The 20,339-nt window shown below is 67.3% G+C and carries 18 protein-coding genes; 6 read left to right on the plus strand and 12 right to left on the minus strand.

Going from position 1 to position 20,339, the window contains the following annotated elements; translation table 11 throughout:
• The first annotated feature begins 151 nt into the window (after positions 1–151).
• The 4 genes from I4J89_RS36980 to I4J89_RS36995 all read left to right on the plus strand — a co-directional run bounded on the left by I4J89_RS36980 (position 152) and on the right by I4J89_RS36995 (position 5,585).
• Entirely contained in the window at positions 152–2,935 is a 2,784-nt protein-coding gene (locus tag I4J89_RS36980) for an NACHT domain-containing protein (RefSeq protein WP_196418828.1), read from the plus strand.
• A 609-nt stretch (positions 2,936–3,544) separates the two neighbouring features.
• A complete protein-coding gene (locus I4J89_RS36985; protein ID WP_196418829.1) occupies positions 3,545–3,901 on the plus strand; it encodes a hypothetical protein in 357 nt (118 codons plus the stop codon).
• Entirely contained in the window at positions 3,901–5,016 is a 1,116-nt protein-coding gene (locus tag I4J89_RS36990; protein ID WP_196418830.1) for a C1 family peptidase, read from the plus strand. Before I4J89_RS36985 ends, I4J89_RS36990 begins: the two co-directional genes overlap by 1 nt.
• On the plus strand, positions 5,013–5,585 hold the full coding sequence (locus tag I4J89_RS36995; RefSeq protein ID WP_196418831.1) for a hypothetical protein: 573 nt from the start codon (positions 5,013–5,015) through the stop codon (positions 5,583–5,585). The genes I4J89_RS36990 and I4J89_RS36995 overlap by 4 nt, the downstream gene beginning before the upstream one ends.
• A 288-nt stretch (positions 5,586–5,873) precedes the next feature.
• Here I4J89_RS36995 and I4J89_RS37000 read toward each other — a convergent pair whose 3' ends face one another.
• Positions 5,874–6,746: a hypothetical protein gene (locus I4J89_RS37000; RefSeq protein ID WP_196418832.1), complete on the minus strand. Its 873-nt coding sequence runs from the start codon at positions 6,744–6,746 to the stop codon at positions 5,874–5,876.
• 146 nt (positions 6,747–6,892) lie between these two features.
• Here I4J89_RS37000 and I4J89_RS37005 point away from each other — a divergent pair, with 146 nt between their 5' ends.
• Entirely contained in the window at positions 6,893–7,126 is a 234-nt protein-coding gene (locus tag I4J89_RS37005) for a DUF6228 family protein (protein WP_309238630.1), read from the plus strand.
• A 5-nt stretch (positions 7,127–7,131) separates the two neighbouring features.
• Here the strand turns inward: I4J89_RS37005 and I4J89_RS37010 are convergent, their stop codons facing one another.
• The 9 genes from I4J89_RS37010 to I4J89_RS37050 all read right to left on the minus strand — a co-directional run bounded on the left by I4J89_RS37010 (position 7,132) and on the right by I4J89_RS37050 (position 16,558).
• Positions 7,132–7,371: a hypothetical protein gene (locus I4J89_RS37010; RefSeq protein ID WP_196418834.1), complete on the minus strand. Its 240-nt coding sequence runs from the start codon at positions 7,369–7,371 to the stop codon at positions 7,132–7,134.
• A gap of 114 nt (positions 7,372–7,485) precedes the next feature.
• A complete protein-coding gene (locus I4J89_RS37015; RefSeq protein ID WP_196418835.1) occupies positions 7,486–8,781 on the minus strand; it encodes an MFS transporter in 1,296 nt (431 codons plus the stop codon).
• Positions 8,778–9,359: an ArsR/SmtB family transcription factor gene (locus I4J89_RS37020; RefSeq protein WP_230860214.1), complete on the minus strand. Its 582-nt coding sequence runs from the start codon at positions 9,357–9,359 to the stop codon at positions 8,778–8,780. Before I4J89_RS37020 ends, I4J89_RS37015 begins: the two co-directional genes overlap by 4 nt.
• A gap of 151 nt (positions 9,360–9,510) precedes the next feature.
• Positions 9,511–9,702, minus strand: a complete 192-nt coding sequence (locus tag I4J89_RS37025; RefSeq protein ID WP_196418836.1) for a hypothetical protein — start codon at positions 9,700–9,702, stop codon at positions 9,511–9,513.
• A gap of 247 nt (positions 9,703–9,949) precedes the next feature.
• Positions 9,950–11,680, minus strand: coding sequence for a hypothetical protein (locus I4J89_RS37030; RefSeq protein WP_196418837.1), 1,731 nt, complete (start codon positions 11,678–11,680; stop codon positions 9,950–9,952).
• 895 nt (positions 11,681–12,575) lie between these two features.
• Positions 12,576–13,313: a ParA family protein gene (locus I4J89_RS37035; RefSeq protein WP_196418838.1), complete on the minus strand. Its 738-nt coding sequence runs from the start codon at positions 13,311–13,313 to the stop codon at positions 12,576–12,578.
• The gene (locus I4J89_RS37040; protein WP_196418839.1) at positions 13,310–14,857 is read right to left on the minus strand and encodes a CHAD domain-containing protein; all 1,548 of its coding nucleotides are present in this window, start codon (positions 14,855–14,857) and stop codon (positions 13,310–13,312) included. The genes I4J89_RS37035 and I4J89_RS37040 overlap by 4 nt, the downstream gene beginning before the upstream one ends.
• A gap of 507 nt (positions 14,858–15,364) precedes the next feature.
• The gene (locus tag I4J89_RS37045; RefSeq protein ID WP_196418840.1) at positions 15,365–15,691 is read right to left on the minus strand and encodes a carboxymuconolactone decarboxylase family protein; all 327 of its coding nucleotides are present in this window, start codon (positions 15,689–15,691) and stop codon (positions 15,365–15,367) included.
• A 168-nt stretch (positions 15,692–15,859) separates the two neighbouring features.
• A complete protein-coding gene (locus I4J89_RS37050) occupies positions 15,860–16,558 on the minus strand; it encodes a peptidoglycan-binding domain-containing protein (RefSeq protein WP_196418841.1) in 699 nt (232 codons plus the stop codon).
• A gap of 311 nt (positions 16,559–16,869) precedes the next feature.
• Between I4J89_RS37050 and I4J89_RS37055 the strand changes: the two genes are divergently transcribed.
• The gene (locus I4J89_RS37055; protein WP_309238627.1) at positions 16,870–17,697 is read left to right on the plus strand and encodes an alpha/beta fold hydrolase; all 828 of its coding nucleotides are present in this window, start codon (positions 16,870–16,872) and stop codon (positions 17,695–17,697) included.
• A 13-nt stretch (positions 17,698–17,710) separates the two neighbouring features.
• Here I4J89_RS37055 and I4J89_RS37060 read toward each other — a convergent pair whose 3' ends face one another.
• Both I4J89_RS37060 and I4J89_RS37065 read right to left on the minus strand, forming a co-directional pair.
• Positions 17,711–18,772, minus strand: a complete 1,062-nt coding sequence (locus I4J89_RS37060) for a LuxR C-terminal-related transcriptional regulator (RefSeq protein WP_230860244.1) — start codon at positions 18,770–18,772, stop codon at positions 17,711–17,713.
• Positions 18,773–18,870: 98 nt separating this feature from the next.
• Positions 18,871–20,136 (minus strand): MFS transporter, encoded by a 1,266-nt coding sequence (locus I4J89_RS37065; protein ID WP_196418843.1) that lies wholly within the window; start codon positions 20,134–20,136, stop codon positions 18,871–18,873.
• Positions 20,137–20,339: the final 203 nt, after the last annotated feature.

Raw genomic sequence — 20,339 nt, forward strand, 5'->3', positions numbered from 1 at the left:
CGTCTGCTCCGGTCGCTGTTCGTCGCCACCGGGGACCGAGCTCACCGCTAAGTCCGACGCCTTCGGCGCACGATCGGCGACTGACGCGCCCGAGCCAGCAGCGGCTCGGAGATCCGGTCGTTATGGACGGTCGGCGATATGCTCCGACGAGATGGTTCCGGACAACCGTTGGGCTGACGGCATGAGCGGTGACGCAGCGATCTCCATTAGTCAATCGGTGATGCGAACGGTCATCGGTCTTTGGGCCGGCCCGTTGGCCGGCGTGGCAGAGAACGCCAGCGACGCGCTGTTCGCGAAAGCGAAGGACCGCCTCCAAGAGCGGAAGATCCGCCGATTCTACGAAGAATGCGCCGACGTCGTCGCGGAGAGAATCGGAAAGTTCGTTGACTCGTACGGTGGAAAGCTACCCGCCAATCAACGCGAGGCAGCGGTTCATGCAGTCACCGAGACCCTCGATCGTGCGGGAGTCACGACCACGTCCGTCATGGATGTGGATCTTGACGCGGCACGCCTGGAACGACTGGTGGAGCCCGCAGCGTCAGCAGCTCTGGAAGCGGCTTCTCTGAGCGAGGCCGGGCAGCACTTTTACCGGATCCTGCTCCGCGAGTCGTGCGCCTACATCGTCGAGACCGTCCGGACCTTCCCGGCGTTTCACGACGATTTCATGGTGACGATGCTGCAACGCTCGACCGCCATCATGGAGACGCTCACCACGGTCTTCGACCGCATGCCGGCCGGCCGCGACATTGACGATCATGATGGATTCGCGCGGATGTACCGGCGGAGCGTGGTACTGAAGTTCGATCACCTGGAACTGTTCGGCACCGCGCTGTCCAACGAGACCTCGCGACGCTACTCGCTGTCCATCGCGTACCTCGGGCTCTCCGCACTGAACCTTGGACCGGCCCGAGAAGGCAGACCACCGAACGACCGCCGAGGAACGCGCCTTGAGGATCTGCTCGCCCGCGGCTCACGGCATCTGCTGATCGGCGAGGCGGGTTCCGGCAAGACGACGTGCATGCAATGGCTGGCGATCAACGCCGCACGGCAGAGCTTCTCGCAGCCCATCGGGAAGTGGAACGAAAGCGTCCCGTTCCTGATCCCCCTGCGGCGGTACGCGGCCAGCCCTTTCCCACGACCGGGTGAATTTCTCGACGAAGCCGGACGCAACATCAGCGAGGTGATGCCGTCCGCCTGGGTGCATCAACATCTGCGAGCGGGCCGCGCCCTGCTGCTGATCGACGGTGTCGACGAGTTGCCCGACGCGAGGCGAACCGAGGCCGTTCAGTGGCTGATGGATCTCGTGCGGGAGTTCCCCGAGTGCCGGTACGTCGTCACTTCACGTCCGGGGGCGATCACCGAGGACTGGGGCCAGCTGACTGCCTTCAACTATGCCCGGCTCGAGGACATGAGACCGGAGGAAATCCGAGCCTTCGTCGACCGGTGGCATGACGCCGTCCGGCACGGGGCACGCGACCGCGCCGAGCAGGAACGGCTCGACGGTGACCGCAACGCGCTGTTGGCCCTGATCGACTCCGACCGGCACATGCGCGCCTTGTGCATCAACCCACTGCTGTGCGCTTTGCTGTGCGCGCTCAATCGGGAACACAACCGCGCACTTCCGCGTAACCGGATGGGGGTCTACCAAGCCGCCCTGCGGATGCTCCTGGTCCTGCGCGATGAGCGCCGTGGCGTACTTTCCGACGACACCGGGCTCACCTACGAACAAAAGGTAGCCGTCCTGCAGGACCTGGCCTTCTATTTCTTCCTCAACGGTTTGGCGGACGCACCCGTGGACCAGGCCGTCGAGCAGGTCGGCAATGCGATGCGACAGTTGCCCGCCTCGCGCATGCAACCCGGCGAACTGCTCGCGGCTCTCGTGAACCGCAGCGGCCTGCTACGTCATCCGGTGGAGGACCGCGTGGACTTCATTCACCGGACCTTCCAGGAATACCTCGTCGGCAAGGCCGCCGTCGAGGAGAACCACATCGGTTACCTGGTCAAGCACGCCCGCGACGATCAGTTCCGGGAGGTCATCGTGATGACCGCAGCCCACGCACAGCCGCGCCAGCGCGCCGAGTTACTTCACGGCATCCTGAGTCAGATCAAGGCGCGCGGCAAGGATACCGACCTCAAGCTCTTGCTGCTGTCGTGCCTGCAGATCGCTCCTCAGGTCGATCCGGATCAACGGGCCCGCATCGAGGAGATGGCCAAAGATCTTGTTCCGCCGGACGGTGTTGCCAACATCGCAGCGCTGGCCGCTGCTGGCCCGGTCGTCCTGGACCTGCTGACCGAGCGGCCGCCGCTCCACCACAGTCAGGCCTTCGCCTCCATCAGACTCGCCGCAGCCGTCGGCGGCCCGGAGTCGATCCGGGTCATCGCGGGCATCGCGGCCCGCTTCCAAGGCTTGGAGCGCGAACTCGTCCGAGCCTGGGCGAGCCAGGTCAGCGCAGGCGAGAAAGAGGCTTTCGCGAAGGAGGTCATGACGCCGTTCGGCAAAGCACTCCCAGCCGAGAAGCGCAGGCTCGTGCTGGACGACGGCTCCCTCTTGAAGTCCTTGCCCGCCTTGATGTGGCTGGAGGATCTGACCCTTATCGTTCCCAGCCTGACCACCCTGACGAGGCTTCCCAAGCAGCCACACGCCTTGCGCACTCTGCGCGTCGAGGAGCACCGCCTGACGGACTATGTAGGGATCGAACGCTGGACCCGGCTCACCCACCTGCACATCAACGTGGGCGGCCAATGGATTGACACCGATCCGCTGCTCGAGCTCACAGAATTGCGCTTCCTGCGTCTGCGCTATCTGGGCAGCAGCGTGCTCGACCTGTCTTTTCTCAAGCAACTGCCATTTCTGGAACAGGCCGAGATCATCCAGCCCAACGCCCGGACGGCCGCACAGAGATCCCGCGTCTGGTCGAGGCCCACGACTTCGTGACAACCGTAGTCACGCGCCTGACTATCCCGTGCGTCGCCGAGCTGACACACGTCGGCTTCCCGCCAAACCCCGTCCACGATGACGTACACATCGGCAATCTGCTGCTGTGCTCCATGCCCGTCCGTCCGGCACGACCCGACGGCGCTCAGCTGAGACCCGGATGCGCTCTGCCAAGGCCGACGAGAATGGGACTACAACGCCTGTCCGCCGGATTGAGACGATCGGCCTGCGAGCGGACAGGTCAGGCTCACCCCCCACAACGCGATCGTCTGCACGAACGCCGCCAAGGTCGTTGTCGAGTGCGCGGCACTACACGAGACCCCCGGGCCTCAGTTTGGGTCCAATGAATTCGCGGCGCGGGCCCTCACTGTCGACACCGAGATCTGGCCGCCCCAAAGCGGCAAGCGCATCGGCGGTCCAGGCACCAGCATCGCGACAGGCAATTTCTACTTTCCTGAGTCCTAGCCAACTGATTCGGTCCTACGGCGGCTGAGGCGCGCAGCACGGCGGGTCGGCTTGTTTACAGTCGGTGACCGTCTGCTTGCGGGCTCTTGACGACGGGCGTCGCAGGCCGGAACGGTGAGTCACAAGGGCTGAAAGGACTCGGCGATGGACCACGACGATTCATCCAGGCCGGACCGGACCGAATCCCGGCGAGCGATGCGACCCACCTTCGGCGAGCTTCGACGGCAACTCGCCGAGAACGGTGACCCCTGGACGATCGACCCGCTGATCAGTGACGACGAGCCGCTGCCGGAGTATCCGCTGGGCGGCATGCCGGAGGATGCCGGAGAGCGCATACCATCCGCGCTGATCGACCCGCAGGTCGATGTCCGGACCATCATCGCGGAGCTGCCGCCGAACGACCCGGGACTGCGCGAGCGCTGGGCGGAAGTCGGCGTGCCGCTGGACGGGGTCCCGCCTGAGGCCACCAGCGACCGCCCGGACGACTCCGGGAACCGCTGATGAACGTCGACTGGCGCAACCGCAACGGCCGGAACTTCGTCACCAGCGTGCGGAGCCAGGGCAACGCCCCGAACTGCTGGGCCTTCGCTATGACGGCGCTCTATGAGTCGATGATCCGGATCGAGCACAGCCTCTGGACCAGGCGGTCGGAGAGCGACGTGGCACGCGGCGCCGGGAAGCAGGCGTGGGACTGGGGGAACGCAGGTGAGGCGCACATCTTCGTGGAGCGGTACGGGCTAGCCGACCCGGGCTGCTTTCCGTGGTCGGAGGCGGCGGCGCTGTACACAGCCAAGCCGCACGGGCCGGCGCTCAGCGCCTTGCCGATGTCGCCGACGCCCGACCGCCCGGGCCGCACGATGCGGATCCGTCCCGGCACATTCGTCGGCCTGACCACGGACCAACAGAAGAAGGACTGGCTCGACCTGGTCGGCCCGATGGTCGTGCAGGTGCCGGTGCGTTGGGACTTCTCCGCCGTCGGATCACAGATCTACACACCCAACCCGAACTCACCGATCCGCGGCGATCACCTCATGCTCGTCATCGGCTTCAACGACACCGACAAGTGTTGGATCGTCAAGAATTCGTGGGGACCCAACTGGGGCGACGGCGGGTTCGCACGGATCGCGTACGCCGGAAACATGCTCGAGCCGCGGGCATTTGTGGGCGTCCGGGGCACGAATCCCGACCCGTGGGCGAAACGGCGGCAGCGAACCGGTGCACTGGTTCAGGGCGGAAACGGCGGAAGCAACAACAACTTCGAACTGTTCGTGCTAGTCGGTGGCAACATCGAGCACTGGTACCGGGAGAACTCCAACTGGCAGATGCCGTGGAACCAGCTCGGCCCGCTCCAGTCGGCCGATCCGTGGCGGCCTCTGCCCGCAGACGCGGTCGACGTTCCGGCGGTGGTGCAGAGTTCGTTCAACCGCAACTACGAGCTGCTGTACCGGTGCTCGGAGAGCGGGCTGCACCACGCCTACTTCGACCAGGCCTCGGCTGGTGGTTCGACGCCCGGGTCATCGGCGACCAGGGCAACGCCCTCCGGTACCCCATCGGGATACCAGGATTCATCCAGAGCGACCGGGGCGCACCTGGTGACTTCGAAGTGGTCGCCGTGACCCGCTCCGGAGTCGCCGAGCACTGGACCAAGCACAACAGCTGGCCATGGACCGCACCCCCCGGCACCTGGTATCGGCAGGAGGTGTTCGGCGCCGGGTTCGGGTACTCCGGGCCGTCGCTGGTGCAGAGCCGGCTCGGAACTAAGGGCTTTCCGGAGAACGGGCTTGGCGAACTGCATTATGTGGGGGCGACGTCCTCCGGGGCGATGCAGCACTGGCGGCGGGTAACCGGCGGAATGTGGGAGTACGTCACGACCTTCGGGGCAGGCGTGACCAGCGGTCCGGCGCTCATCGAGGGCACCTACGGCGCGGGTAACGAGGCCGGGATCGGCAACTTCGAGCTCTGCGTAGCGGTCGGCGAGCAGATCCAGCACTGGTGGCGGCACAACAGCAGCGGTGGACCGTGGACGCTCGGTGCTGAGTTCGGCAATGCCGCGAGCCGGGTCGTGGGTCTGCTGCAGGGCACCTACGGCACCAACCTAGAGATCATCGTGCAGCGGACCGACGGACGCTATCAACACTACTGGCGCGACGGTGCGGGATGGCACGCCGGCGTGATCATGGTGTGAGCTACGCGCACCGGCCGCCACGAAGGCCGGTCGCTCCCGGTTGCCGGGCGGCGCGACGGTCGCGGCGAGCCATCCGCGACCTCACCCCCGCACGAACGCACCGCTGCCTCCGTCGGGCTCGGGCCTCCAGACTGGTCGCACAGGGCGACTCGCGGCTATGAGAGTGAAGCCGATCATGGAGCGCTACTTGGCTCCGAGCCATTGACGCATGAAGGTGAGGGCGGCATCGGTGAGGCCTGCGAACGGATCCACGCGGTGCAAGATAGTACGGCCGTGATGGCCTCGTGCTCATGACAAGAATGGTCGGGGTTCGCCCCATGGTGGCGGATCCGAAAGGAGCTCATCATCTAGCGGTTCATTCGTCGACGGCCGTTCAGCGTGGGTGCCGTTCTGTCTGAGACGTGGTTCAAGCAAGGTCGCCGATGGGACTCGCGACCACGTCATTTCGTTGTCCGGCACGGGGTCCTCGTCGTCGATCCGCCGCCACTGCCTCCCATTTGCATCCCGGAAAATTAACACGACGCTCAAAAAGTTGGCCTCAAGAACTTTGCGAGTCACCAGTTTATGTTCGGGGAAATTGAAAATGACCCCACGCCGCTGGTAGCGGCCAGGCACGAGTTCGAGATCGGGCGTCAGCGTGCCATAAACGTGCCAGTCGGTCATCGGTTTACCGCCTGGAAAAACAACTCTTGCGGTAACATCTGTTACTGTAGCAGGACTGAAATTATGCAAATCTAATTCCATGCTGCTGACAAATATCCTGTCTGCGCCGCCCTGTTCTGGCGGACCTTCAGCCGGGTAGTATGTCACCATCGGTCCCCAGGCAAAAACCAGGCGCGCGAACCGCTTGTGCTGGTCCTCACGGTCGCGGACCAGCACCATTCGATCATCGGCCGCCTCGGCACGCTCCTGCGCCGCATCCTCGCGTGCACGGCGCGCTTCGGTCATCTCGTGCACGAGGAGGAGGGCCGTGAACAATGCCGCGCCCAGGCCGGCGATGACGGCAAAGATACTGGCCCAAGCCTGCATCCAGTCGGTGATTTTCGCTGGCTCCACGCCCCGAGGTGTGACATAACCGCGCGAAAGGATAACCATCAAGCTGACCGCCGCGACACAAACGATCAAAGCAATATAGGCAGTAAGCCAACGGACAAGTCGCATACGGACATTGTGTAAAGCCCCGCACATCGCAGAAAGATTTGGGTCTCCATTCGCACCGTTACGTCCGGTCCGCGAATATGTGCGCGAATCGGTGACACTTGAAGTGACGCGGTGACCCGGCGACGACGGTTCAGGTGCGCCACGAAGTGGCCTGGACACGCAACTGGCATGCGCTCGGACGCGAGATGACTGTCGAAGCCACACATGACGCCCGCAGCTACGTCACCCTGCAGATCGCCATCCGAGCGCACGGAAGGTTGTACGCCACCGACGCCTGGTCGGCGACCATCGTCCTCACCTTGGCAGCCGGCGAACAGATGACTGCCCTGGTCTGCGATGTGCGAGTGCTGCTGACCTCGCCGCGCGCTGCCACAAGTTGATCACCTCAAACGTTAGCCTCTGCTGGGTCGCGGTTTTGCAGCGCGCGGATGACACTTTCCCAGTCCAGTGACGGGTTGGCGGCGTCTGCGGCCAGTTCCGCGTCGTCGAGTAAGGCGGTGAGCCGGTCGCCTGGTAGGCGTGGGCATCGGGCCATCGCTTTGCGGACGCACGGATGCGGGTCGGTAGTGAAGTGGGCGATCACCGACGGATCCACGTCGGGGTCGCGGGCGACCAGAAGTCGCACGTATCCCAGGCAGGCCCGCCGGCCGCGGCCGGCGGATTCGGGCCGTGCCCGCGTGAGCTGCGGGTCGAGGCGTTGATACCGACCGTCCGGTTGAAGGGTCTGTCCGCGAGAGTGTCACAACAATTCGGCTGCACCCTGCGGAACGGGATCGCCGGACCCCGGGCGGGATGGACCGCCGGTCGAGGCAGCGCCGCGCAGCGCCGCCTCGACCCGGCGGTTGCTGGTCATGGTCGTCGTGACGGCGGTCATGGTGAGCAGGAGGCCGGCGGCGGCGTAAAGCGGGGTGCGCACGTCGAACGTGGAGGCTAGCCAGCCGCCGAGGAGGGCGCCGAACGGGGCGGCGCACATGGCGAGCATGCGGGAGGTGGAGGTGACCCGGCCCATCAGGTGTGCGGGGACGATCGCCTGCCGCAGGGAGGGGGCGAGCACCATCGTGGCGCCCATGCCCGCTCCGCAGACGGCGAGCGCGGCACCGGCGACGTACGGATTCGGGGCGGCGGCAAGTCCGAGGATGGCAAGCCCTTCGACCGCGGCCGTGCAGGTCAGTGCGGTCCCGGTGCCGAGTCGTCGGCCGAGGAAGGAAGCGATGCCCGCGCCGAGCAGGCCGCCGGTGGCCTCCGCCGTGAGGAGCAGTCCGAAGCCGAAGGTGGCGAGGCCGAGACGGTCGTGCGCGAAGAGGGCGAGTACGGTCTCCACGGCGACGAAGGCGATGTTCCCGACCGCCGGGCGCAGCGCGAGCCCAAGCAGCAACCGGTCCCGGAAGACGTACGTGGCGCCGGCCCGCGCCTGCCGCAGCAGCGACTCACGAGCCTGCGATCCGGGCCGGGGCGTGGCGGGCAGCGACCGTACGAGCAGCGCGGAGAGTGCGAACGATACCGCGTCGGCGAGCAGCGGAACCGCCCGCCCGAACGCGAGCAGGGCGCTGCCCGCAGGCGGCCCCGCGAAGCCGGACGCGGCGGTCTGGGTGCCGCGCAGGCGGGCGTTGGCGCGCTCCAGCAGCGCGGGGTCGCGGCCGAGCAGATCCGGCAGATAGGCCGTGGCGGCCGTGTCGAAGAAGAGTCCGCCGAGGCCGAGCAGGAAGGCGACGGCCGCGAGCAGTGGAATGCTCAGTACGTCGAGCGCGGCCGCCACCACCGGTATCGCCAGCAGCACCGCACGCGCCGCGTCCGTGACCCACATCGTGCGCCGACGGTCCCAGCGGTCCACCAGCGCACCGCCGAGCACCCCGAACAGCAGCCACGGTAGCGTCCCGGCGGCCGTGACAACGGCAAGCCCCATCGGATCCCGTGTCAACGTCAACGCGAGCAGCGGCAGCGCGGCATGCGTCACCCCGTCACCGAGCGAGGAGATCGTCTGCGCAGTCCACAGCCGTCCGAACCCGGTCGGCAACTTCCGAGCGTCCGAGGTCATTTCGCGTCCCCTTCGACCCGCTCAGGCTGCGCCGGCCGGAACAGCGCGAAGACGAGTGACACGTCCGGCAGCGACGAATCGGACAGCTCCCGGTACTCGTCCGCCAAGGCCTGCAACCGCGCACCCAGCTCCGCGAACTGCTCCTCGGTGAGCCGCAGATGCGCCATCCGTACGTGCCGCTCGCCATCCATCGGCGCGGCCTCCAGGTCTGCCACCGCATGCCGCATCAGCACATCGGGGCCGCCCTCGCCCGGATCCGGCAGCTCAATGGACCGCGCGGCCATCGCGTAGTACCGCTCGGTGACCCCCCGGACTTTCCGCGTTCGGACCACCTTCACCAAGCCGGCCCGTTCGAGCAGCCGTACGTGGTAGCTCGAACTTCCCTTCGCGAGGCCCATTCGCTCGGCGATCTGCGTGATCGTCGCGGGCTCGAAGCGCAGCACGGCCATGATCCGGTGGCGCGTGAGGTTGGAGACGGCGCGGAGCTGCTCGTCAGTGGTGACGTGGAACGTCTCGGGAAGATCATCGGCAGGCATGCGCTCAATGGTCAACGTTCCTTGACCATTGAGCAAGGGCATTTCCGTACGACCTCCGCGCGGGAGATCCCGGACGCGGTGTGAAATGACCTCATATCGCCCTCGTCGCGGAACAACCACCGAAGGCCATCTGGCGCTCAGCAGATCCCAGACCCGCGGCCGTCACTCTCGGCGCGCGACGTTCTTGCCGCGCTTAACCGACCAGCGGCGCGAATTCGCCGCACCAGCGGGTGCCGACCGCCGCCGCGTTCACGGTGAAGTCCAGTCCGATCAGGTCGGGATGGTGGTGAGCTGTCACCGGCGGGGACTTGCCGCGCACGCCGTCGGGCGCATCAGCCAGGCCACGAGACGCGTATACGGCCGTGCCGCAGTCCGGCGTCGGCAAGTTCGGCGTGGATACGCGGCGCCCGCGTAGGTGCCGTTCGACGCCGTGTGCACCGCCCGGATCCGGGCGGTCAGCTGCTCGTCCTACGAGGCCGCGCGCAGCGTTCGTCGCGCTGGTAGTAGGCGGACCGGGAGACCTTCAACAGCACGCACGTTCAGACGTCCAGAACTCACGATGGCGACTTCAGAACGAGAAGCGGCGTCGCGCCCTATTCGGTGACGAGCCACAATCCCTCGTGGTCACTCAGTTAAAGCCCTAGTCGTTGCCGGACCTGCTCCAGCTCGGATGCGAGCGAGCGGAGCGCCACGTTCGCTGCCTGTGCCCCGCTGTCCGCCATGACCTCAGCGAGCCTGTCGGTGTCCACGTCGGCCTGCTCTTCGGTCAGGTCACCGACCGCCTCACGCAATCCCACAAGCGCTCCACCGAGCGCGATGTCGAGCAGCGCGCTGCCGTCGACCCAGTCAAGGCGTGCGGGCTGGTCGTCACGGTCGCCCCGGCCACGCCAGGGGTCCACGTCCGGGATGAGGTCGGGCAGGGCACGCTCGAGGACGATATCGAGCACCAGCCGCAAGGTCTGGCACTGGCTCGCGGTTCGCCCTAAGACGTCCCGCGCATGAATTCCAATGAGGCGAAGCGCGAACGGGGAGACCTCGCCCGCCCGGGCCTGTGTTGTGCTCAGCACGGCTTCCAGCACCCGGCCGTCGAAAATCGCCTCGAGAGCCAGGCGGATGTTGATGCACCGGATTCGTTCCGGCCGTGTGCACCACACGACGACATTGCGGTAGTAGGCACGAATGGCCTCCAGGTGCATACGGCCTGCCTCAGTGCCGAGGAAACCCTTGTCAAAGGCGGCTGCGCTCGGGTTGACCATGCCCACTAGATTGACGTTGACGAAGTGGTGCCAGGTGGCGTCAGTGACCGCCCGGCCGACTCCGGCACGGTGGCCGTCGTAGGCGCAGATTCCGCCGAACACCTGGCTATGGGTCGGTTGCTTAGCGCCGCCGGTGGTCTTCGCCTCATTGCCGGATGGGACCGTGCTCGTGGAGATCACCTCTGGCAGTGGCCGGGGCCCGCCATCGATCGCCGGCGGATACTCCGCACCGCCGAACGGCAGCTTGAGCGACGTGTCGGTCGGCTCGACGCACTCCCCCTCGTGAGGATGGTCGGGCATGACAGTGATTACGCCCCGGGGGCCGCATAGCAGCGGGTGAGGATAACTCGCCCGGATGATGACGCCCGCGGCGTACATCTTGGGGTTGATCACCTGAGGAACAGCGTCGGACTGGTTGTCGAAGAGGTTTCCACGGTTCGTGTCGTTGCGGCGCGGCCCTCCCATCGAAACCTGGTCGAACTCCTCCTGGGGCGCGGTGGAAGCCCACAGGCGCATGTTTCTCACCCGTGGCACCGCTGAACTCAGCGCCCGTCCGAGCGCACCGTGGTCACCGGTCGCGAAGAGGCCACCGCCGCCTTCCATGAATGCCGTCAGCGCACGGAGCTCCGGGTCGGCGAGCCGGTCGAAGGGATAGGCATTGCCGTCTGATGCCGTCCCACGACCCGCGTAGACGGTCGCGATCCCGAACAGCATGACAACGTCGTACATGTCCGGCGCAAACGAACTCGAGTCGTCGAACTTGAACGAGGGAATACGGCGGGCAATGCGTGGCTCTGCCGCCATGAGCTGGCTACCGGAGGCCGCCCCGATGTGGGCAAGGGTGATCTCGTGCCGGACGTGTCGGCCCGGCGTGTCCAGCAGGGTCCGGACGAACACGCTCAAGCCGAAGTCACCCTCTGAGAAGTCCAGGCCCCCGTCGGCCACGAGGAGCACCCGGTTGCGGCAGGGCCGGAAGAACGGGGGGAACAAAGTCGGCTCGAGCTGACGCTCCCGCAGAAACTGCTGCCTTAACAACCGCTCCCGCAAGGCCCAAGGCGGGTGGGTCGAAACCAGGTCAGCGATATCAAGATTCTCCAAGGCGGTCATGCATCGACTCCCTTCCCAAGACCGAATGGCGGGAGGCGCGAATCCCTGAAGAGCAATGTGAAACGCTGCGCCGGTGGAACAACCCATGTTTTTCAGGAGTACTCCCTGACATCATTCATCGCCGGCCCAGGCAGAACGGACGGTAGGTCGTTGATCCGACATCCAGTCGCGAGCAACGCGACGGGCACTACTCGTGAACCGCCGGCATCGCCAGACCCGCTGCAATTATCTCTTTCGGCCGCGCCTGATCGGCGAGTCTCGCCCCTGGAAGATATGAGCATTCGAGGCGTCGGATCGCTCGGCGGAACACCGGCCGCTAGCCATCCGAGTGTCCAAGAACCCGCTGCTTGATCTGCACCGTCACAATAAAATGGCTCAGCAGAGAGGGCAGCAACGATGACCTCGTGCATCGCCGTGAAATCGGCGCCGCTGACCAACACCAAGCGGAATGGGCAAGAAGGCAGCACCCCGCCGTCGGTTCCGGCGAGGCGGGGCGACACATTTGGCCGATGCGCCGCTGGCGCTGCGTAATGGCGCCGTAAGTCCGCATAGTCAACCCTTCGGCGACCACGAAATGGGTCTGGTGATCGGCTGAGGGATCAAAGCGAAGAATCCGTAATGAAAACGCACCTCGTGCGATGCATGGCTCCGGGGTGATCGACGCGGCGATCGTTCACGAGCCGGCCCGAGATCGCGAATGATCGGTCGGCGCCGCCACCAGTCGCCGCGCCCGCGGCGCGGTCCTTCCGGAACGGGGCCAGCGGTCGGCACGGCGACAAATGAGTTCCCCGTCGTGGTCGGCCCTCGCGAAACTGATGGCAGCGATTTGGCTGACGGTTCGTGGTGAACTCGCCCGTGCGCCGCGGCCGCAGGAAGCAGCGGAGCCAGGCCGGCCTCAGGTTGGGCGGATCTCGGCCCACAACTGCTCGTAGCAGATGGCTGCGCGGCTGCGCGGTGCGAACGCCGGCACGGGAGCACGCCGCTCCGCCATCTGCTCGATGATCGAGAGTGCCGGCACGATCGTCCGGGCGACGTGGGGATGGTCGGCAGAGAGCGTGGCGATGACCTGCCGATGCAGCCGCTTGCGGCGGTCGGCCATCGAGAAGAAGGCTTTCACCTGCGGCTGGTTGCCGCCCGCGTCCGCGACGAAGCCCGTCAGCTGGTCGAGTGTTCGCAGCGAGAGGGTCGCCGGGATGAGCGGTACGACGAGCAGGTCGGACGCGCGCATCACATTCTCCGACACCAGAGAGATGCTGGGCGGGCAGTCCAGGAACACCATGTCGTAGTCGCCGGAGAGGGTGCTGATCAGCTGGCCGAGCTTTCTCGTCCTCTTCTTGGTGTCGTCGAGTTCGAGGTCCATGTTGCGGTAGCTGAAGTCGGCCGGAAGCAGGTCGAGGCCCTCGAAGTCGGTCTCCTTCAGCGCTGCCGCGAGCGGCCGTCCGCGGGTGAGCAGGGCGCGGCTTCCACCTTTCACCCGGGGGCGTACCCGGAACAAGAAGGTCGCCGCCGCCTGCGGATCGAGGTCCCACAGCAGTGTCCGCTGCCCCTCCCGGGCTGCCAGGTAGGCCAGGTTGACCGCGGTGGTCGTCTTCCCGACGCCACCCTTGATGTTGTACATCGCGAGGACCTTCATCGGCCCACCCTCAGCAGGCGTATCCGGGTCCGGCCGGCCGGCCGGCTGAACCGGGCGAACGCCCGGTCGAACTCGCCGCGGGCCCGTTGCTGGTCGGCGTCCAGATGGGAGACGAGCTCGCCCATCGCGAGCAGCGCCTTGGTGGGCGCGTGGGCCTCTCGCATCTGCTCGGCGAACCGGTAAAGCGTCTGTTTCTGCACGTCGGCGTCCTGGAACCGGCCGAGGACGTCCTGCAGGTCCTTGAGATCGGCGACCACGCGTTTGCGGGCGGCTCGGTCGCTGATCGGCGCGAACAGCTCCAGGGCGTAGCGCAGCTCCTTGCACCTCTTCCGGAGTGAGTGCAGGGCCTCCGCCGGCGTACCCTGATCGATGTCGGCACCGCCGCGCACCACGCGTCGATAGGCCCGTCCGATGCTGCGGTTCGCCAGCTCACCGACGGTCAGCCCGCTCGCCTGCCCAGGTGGCGGACCGGCAAGGTCTGCCAACACGTCCGCCCAGCCGGACAGGACGTTGCGGAATCGAGCGGACCGCAGCCCGCGAACCAGAGTTCGTCGGGCGGCCGACCGATGGCGACGCAGCTGAACGGCGAAGGTCTGCAGGTCGGCGGGGCCGGCCGCCTTCAGCCAGCCGGCCATCTCGGGCAGGCCCAATTCGTAGACATCGAGGTCGCGGACCGGAGTCGTCAAGTCGCCCAGCCACTTGAGATCCGGTTCCCATCGATCGGACACATCCTTCGGCAGCGCGGCGCGACCGAGTTTCAAGATCGATCGGGTACGCCGAAGCGCCACCCGGAAGTCGTGCAGGAACTCGGTGTCCACGTCGTCGAGCACCCCCGGGAGGTTGGCGCGCATCACGGCGAGGTGTTCGGACCACGCGGCGACCAGCAGCGTGATCGCGGGCGCGGACCGTTCGATCCGGACCTGCCGCACACCGGTGTCGTTGCGTGTCAGGGCAACCTGAACCGGCCTGATCGGAGGAAACCCGGCCGCGGTGAGGAGGCGAACCGCTCGCCGGGTGTCGCCGCCGTACCCGCGCAGGGGGTTCACGCTCAGCCAAGCCGGCGCGTCCGCGGCTTGCTCAATCAGCTGCAGCCTCGCGAGGATCTTCTGATCCTCGTTCCGCAACTCTCCGTGGCGTATCCGGTGATCCCGCTCGTCGAGCACCATCAAAGCGCGGATCGTCACCAACGGCGCCAGTTCATCGCGAACCGCACCAGCGGGCAGTGCGGTCACGAGTGCGGGCCAGTGAGCGTTCGTGACCGGCATCGTCAACGGCGCGTGTGCCCCCGGAGGGATCAGCACGAGCTGTTGACCCGCCGGATCGGACAGGTGATGCAGGGAGAATCCGGCCGCGCCCAGCCGTCGGTCGAAGGTGTCGAGATCGGCGCCGTGGACGACCGACGGAGGACCGAATTCGATGGCGAAATCGTCGGTGAGGGCAGCAGCGAGGGCCTCCACAGTGAGTGGACTCTCGTCCGCTTCCGGGAAGCCGAGCAGTTGTCCCTGGCCTACTACGAGGTAGGGCGGAAAGGATGATCGACGCATTCGAGGCCTTCGCGTTCGCTGAGTTCGCGCAGCTCTCCGCGCCGCGAGTTTGTGGTGAACGCCGGCCTCTCTCGTCAGCCGGCCACCGCAGTAGCCTGGGCAAGGTGGGTGGGCGCTGCGCGTCGATGCTGCGGCACGAGACCGGCGTTTGACGCGACCCGCGCCGCTGGCATCAACCGAACGCCCATCCGACTGCCAGCGAAACGAAATGCTATTTCTTCTTGGCGCTCTTCTTGTTCTTGTCCTTCTTGCCCTTCTTCGACTTCTTGGCCATCTGTCGCCTCCCTTCCCCTCGCACCCGATCCCCTGGCGCTCGTCCGCGAGCCAAACCGCTTCCCGGTCGCCAGCTATGCCTCACCATGCCGGGCGGGATCCGACATTCCTTCACCCGCTACGGGTGAATTGGGCAGTGAGCCACATTGACATCGGCTCCTCCGCAGCCGCCCGGCACAACGCGCCGCGCTCGGCGATCACATCGGTTGGCTCGCCATGACCGCCCGTTGCAGGTCAGGCGCCCGCCTCGCTCCCCGCCTCACTCGTGAGGGCGATGGCGACGCCGAGCGCCTCGGTGATGGCGGCCGCGGCCCGCAGGACGCGCGGCGCTCCGACGATCGGTGCGACGGCGACGAGGAGATCCTGAACGTCGTCGAGTTTGACCCCGGACTCCACCGCTGGAGCCACATGCAGCAGGTAGGAGGCCGGAGGCGCGTCGACCGCGACCAGGGCGGCGATGCGGACCATGAGCAGCGTGGCGGGGTCGAGTTCGACCCTGGCCAGCGACACCGCGTTGATATCGGTCAGGGCCTCGAGGACGGGTGCTTGTCCGGTTGCCATCGACGTTCTCCTTCCGGGGCGGACGTGAGTCGTCCGTTCGCGCAGCTACAGGTTCGCTCGACGGTGTGGGGTCTTCCTCATCCGACGGGGATGAAGCGCCGGAAGCCACGCGCCTTGCCGGGCGAGAACCGCCGAGCCCGGCAAGGCGCGTGCCGTACTTCGGTCAGATCACTTCGTCGGCGACGCCGGCGCGGCCGCGGAGGGCGCCGCCGAGCGTTGCTTCAGGGCGCGTTCGACAGCGGCGATCGTGGCCGCGTCCACGGTGCCGGTGGGCTCGACGGCCAGGGCGGCCTGAGCAGACTTCAGCGCCTCGGTCAGCGCCGCAGTCCACGTGCCATCCACCGGACCGGTCCAGAAGCCGGCCAGCTTCAACGTCTGCTGCACCGCGGCGGTAGCCGCGATGGCCTCATCGGCGGCCGCGCCGCCACTGGCCCGCAACTCTGCCTGCAGCGCCGCGTCGGTGGCCTTGTCAACGGTTCCGGTCTCCGGCAGATCGTGCGCCTTCTGCAGAGCCTGGACGGCGGCCACCGTCGCCGGGCCGTACATGCCGTCGACCTCTTTCTGGTAGTAGCCGGCCTGGGCGAGGGACTTCTGAATGGCCGAGGTGTAGTCGCTGGCCCGCTCTTGCTGGTCCTCGCTCAGGCAGCCGGCTTCGGTGAGCAGTCGCAGCCATGACATCTCCAGCGCGACGGCCGCGGCGTTGAACTGCTCCGACGCCTGCCTCAGCGGCGTCTGGTCGGTGATGCCCTCCTGCTTGTCCGACACCTGCTGTTCGGCCCTTCGCAGCTGGCCGTCGCCGTCCCCGCCGCCGCACCCGGCCACCGCGAGCGTCACCGCGACCAGCAGGACTTCGACGCGGGCCGGCATCTCAGCGGCGGCCGTTGCGCCGGCGAAGCAGAACGACGATGCCCGCGACCACCAGCAGCAGGGGGAGGATGAGTCCCCACATCAACCATCCGTTCATGAGAGCCTCTCCCTACGCGGCGCCTTCGGCCCGACCAGAGTCCCAACCCGGTGGACCGCGGCGGCTCATCCGCGCCGGGTGAACAACCTCGCGTGATCCGCAAGCAGGTCCGACGGGTGTACAGCAGCCGAGAAGCCGGTAGGAGTGCCAAAAAAAAATCGGCTCATCCTTGACGGAGGGGTCGGGTACGCGGTCGCCGCACGACAATGGCGGCGTGGCGGAAGCGGGCTGGCGGGAGCGGCGAATCGAGGTCCAGGGACGTTCGGTGTTCGTACGCATGGGTCCCGACGTGCCCGGCTCGATCCCGCTCGTCCACGTGCACGGCTTCGCGGTGTCCGGAAGCTACCTGTTGCCGACCGCCCGCGCGCTGGCCCGGCGGGCGACGACGCTCATACCGGATCTGCCCGGCTATGGCCGCAGCGCGGCCTGGGGCCACGCGCTCGGAATCCCCTCGCTGGCCTGGGCGCTGCGGGAAGTTCTCGACGCGCTGGGTCTCGAGAAGGTCGTCCTGATCGGCAACTCGATGGGTGGGCCGGTGTCGCTGGAGGTCGCCCACAGCGCACCCGACCGGGTGGCCGGAATCGTGCTCGCCTCCCCCGCGGGCGGCATGCACAACCAGCCGCTCGGCCGGGCTCTGCTGCAACTCGCCCGCGACGTACGCCGCGAAAGCCCGCGGATGATCCCCGTCGTGCTGCCCGACTATCTGCGATTCGGCCCGCTCAACGGCCTGCACCTGTTCAGCGAGCTGGTGCGGTTTCCCTCACTGGAACGCCTGCTGCGTACGCCGGTGCCCACGCTCGCCGTACTAGGCAGCCGCGACCCGCTGATGCCGCCGATGGCGCGGGTACGCGAGCTCGGTCGGCTGGCGCCCCCGCATCTGACCGTGGTCGTGATCGACGGCGCGGCACACGCGATGAACTACAGCCACCCGGGCGAACTCGCTCACGTGATCGGCTGCTGGCTCGACGGCAGCGACATCACCGACGACCCTGGCCAGCCGGGCGTCGCGCGGGTCCTGCCGATCAGTCGGGAAGACGTGTGACGGCGCCGGGCCGTCAGAGCAGGCCGTGGTCGCGGGCCCAGACGACGGCGTCGCTGCGCCGGGCCACCCCGGACTTGCGGTAGATCGCCCGCTGGTGCGCCCGGACGGTGTTGACCGAGATGCCCAGCTCGGCGGCGATCTGCCCAGCGGTCAGGTTGGTGGGCAGGAATCGCAGCACCTCCTTCTCCCGATCACTGAGCCCTTCGACACTGCCGGCGTTGTCCACCGCGCGCATGGCGGGGCGCAGCGCGTCGACTGTTGCGGTGGTGTCCTGATTGACCAGCTGCAGGCGGTGCAGAAGTTCTTCCAGCCGGCCGCCGGCGTGGATGCGGAACGGTCGTCGGATTCCTTCCCGTCCGGCCAGGGTGACCGCCTTGTTCAGGAACTCGGCCGCCCGGCTGGCCTGTCCCCTGCTGTCGGCGATCAGGGCCTGGATGACGCCGGCCTCCACCGCGGCCGCGGTGTGCGGCAGCACGGCCGGGCCGGTCACGGTGAGAAGTCGTTCGGCGAGAGGCAGATCCCGTACGGCCAGGGCAGCTCGGGCGCGGATGACCCGTTGCGGCAGGTCCTCGGACGGGTCGGCGGGGCGCTCCGAGATCCGTTCCGGGCGGTCGGCAGCCAATTCCATCTCGTCGCCGGCAAGCGACAGCCACTGGTCGAGGGCCGGCACCCGCAACCGGGCGTTCCGGTCCGCGCGCGCCGCATGCAGGTGATACCGGGCGGTCACGGCGTCATCGTTCGCCAACGCGAGACGGGCTCGGACACCGTGCAGCACGATCCGTTGAGCGGCTTCGGGATCGCTGTCATGCGCCTGTGTCCCGGCCCGGACGGCTTCCTCCGCCGCGTCGAGGTCATGGCGTTCCAGGTGAACCAGCGCCTGGGCCAGATGGGCGGCGACCGACTGGATGGTGTTGCGCCAGCCACCGCGTTCGATGAGGTCACAAGCGCTGGCAGCGAGCCCGCCGGCTTCCTGGACCGAGCCGTGCATGACCTGGAGCAGGGCCAGATGGCCGACAGCGTTGATCTCGGCCAGGTCGAGACCGGCGGCCCGTGCGGCGCTGGCCGCGGCCCACATCACGCGCCGCGGCCTCAGGCCGCCCCAACCAGAGCTGTGCGAGGCCCCGGTTGTTCAAGGCGATGGCCCGGTGCTGGGTGATCGCGGCGCCCTCGCGGCTATCGGAACCGGTCGAACGCGGTCTCCCGCGCGGTGACCGCGGCGGCCAGCCCGAGAAGCGCCACCACCGTCAGATACCCCGGGATGGCCCACGCCGACTCGGCACCGGCGAGCAGGGTGGCGACCAGGGGCGCTGTGCCGCCGAAGATGGCCGTGGAGAGGCCGTAGGTGACGGCCACTCCAGTGGCCCGCACCTCGGTCGGGAAGAGTTCTGCGACGAACGCGGTCACCACGAGCGTTCCGAGCAAACCGGCGAGCAGGACATCCGCCAGCAGCAAGCCGGCGATGGCCCGGCCGGCGAGTGCGAAGCCGGGAACAGCGAAAACGGCGATGGCGAGTGTGCCGGTGATCAGCACCGGACGCCGCCCGAGACGGTCGGAGAGCCGGCCCATGACGGGGGCCGTCACGGCCGCGGTGAGGAGCCCGATGACACCGCTGCCAAGGGCCGCTCCGAGCGGGATCGTGGCCTCAGCCGCCACGTAGCCGGGGAGGAAGACGAACCACAGGTTGAACGCGACGGACAACGTGGTCACGAGCAGGAAGCCGCGTCCGATCGCGCCGGCCCTGCCCCGTACGACGTCGGCGATCACGCGTGGCTTCGCCGGCGCGGCGACCGCCTCGAACATCGGCGTCTCGTCGAGGCGACGGCGAATGTAGCGGGCCACCAGGCCCAGCGGTAACGCGCTGAGGAACGCGAGCCGCCAACCCCAGTCCATCAAGACGTCGTCCGGGAAGGCCGCGGACAGCAGCGCAGCGACGGCGTAACCCGCCGACAGGCCGATCGCGATGCTGGCCGTGTGCCAGCCTCCGAACCGCCCTCGCGATCCGGCCGGCGCCGACTCGGACAGGAAGGCCACCGAACTGGCGACCTCACCCCCGACCGAGAACCCCTGCGTCAGGCGCAGAAGAAGAAGCAGAGCCGGAGCCAGAACACCGATCACCGACCAGGACGGAATCAGCGCGATCGCTGCGGTCGCACCGGTCATCACCGCGATCATCCGGCTCAGCACCGGGCGCCGTCCGCGCTGATCCGAACGCCGGCCGACCAGCATGGCGCCGATCGGCCGGGCGACGAACGAGGTAGCGAAGATGGCGAACGTTGCTGCAAGCGCCGCCTGCTCACCCGGCGGGAAGAACACTTGGGCGAGTACGGTGGCGAAGGCGCCGTAGATCGCGAAGTCGTACCACTCCACGGCGTTGCCCACGCAGGCGCCCACCAGTGCTCGCCGCGTGCCGGCCGACCTACGGGCCGTCGGTCGAGTCACCCCGGTAACTTATCGATCAGGCCGGAACTCCCCCGAAGGCGCGCCCGCAAATCCTCTGGCGAAGACCAGGGATCGGCCGCTGAAAGCTCTTGCAACATTTGCCGACATGTTGCGCGGCACCGATACGTGACCGCGCCCACATTGCTCCTGAATGAAGTTTTTGAACTCGCCTGACCTCTATCGAACCGCTTGCGTGCATCACT

The organism is Actinoplanes aureus (assembly GCF_015704865.1).
GTDB lineage: Bacteria > Actinomycetota > Actinomycetes > Mycobacteriales > Micromonosporaceae > Actinoplanes > Actinoplanes aureus.

Excerpts from the sequence above, each read along its gene's own strand:
- I4J89_RS37045 (WP_196418840.1), bottom strand. The coding sequence starts at position 15,691 with ATGGCAACCGGACAAGCACCCGTCCTCGAGGCCCTGACCGATATCAAC.
- I4J89_RS37030 (WP_196418837.1), bottom strand. The coding sequence starts at position 11,680 with ATGACCGCCTTGGAGAATCTTGATATCGCTGACCTGGTTTCGACCCAC.
- I4J89_RS37050 (WP_196418841.1), bottom strand. The coding sequence starts at position 16,558 with ATGCCGGCCCGCGTCGAAGTCCTGCTGGTCGCGGTGACGCTCGCGGTG.
- I4J89_RS37000 (WP_196418832.1), bottom strand. The coding sequence starts at position 6,746 with ATGCGACTTGTCCGTTGGCTTACTGCCTATATTGCTTTGATCGTTTGT.
- I4J89_RS36990 (WP_196418830.1), top strand. The coding sequence starts at position 3,901 with ATGAACGTCGACTGGCGCAACCGCAACGGCCGGAACTTCGTCACCAGC.
- I4J89_RS37015 (WP_196418835.1), bottom strand. The coding sequence starts at position 8,781 with ATGACCTCGGACGCTCGGAAGTTGCCGACCGGGTTCGGACGGCTGTGG.
- I4J89_RS37040 (WP_196418839.1), bottom strand. The coding sequence starts at position 14,857 with ATGCGTCGATCATCCTTTCCGCCCTACCTCGTAGTAGGCCAGGGACAA.
- I4J89_RS37020 (WP_230860214.1), bottom strand. The coding sequence starts at position 9,359 with ATGCCCTTGCTCAATGGTCAAGGAACGTTGACCATTGAGCGCATGCCT.
- I4J89_RS36980 (WP_196418828.1), top strand. The coding sequence starts at position 152 with ATGGTTCCGGACAACCGTTGGGCTGACGGCATGAGCGGTGACGCAGCG.
- I4J89_RS37060 (WP_230860244.1), bottom strand. The coding sequence starts at position 18,772 with ATGTGGGCCGCGGCCAGCGCCGCACGGGCCGCCGGTCTCGACCTGGCC.
- I4J89_RS37035 (WP_196418838.1), bottom strand. The coding sequence starts at position 13,313 with ATGAAGGTCCTCGCGATGTACAACATCAAGGGTGGCGTCGGGAAGACG.
- I4J89_RS36985 (WP_196418829.1), top strand. The coding sequence starts at position 3,545 with ATGGACCACGACGATTCATCCAGGCCGGACCGGACCGAATCCCGGCGA.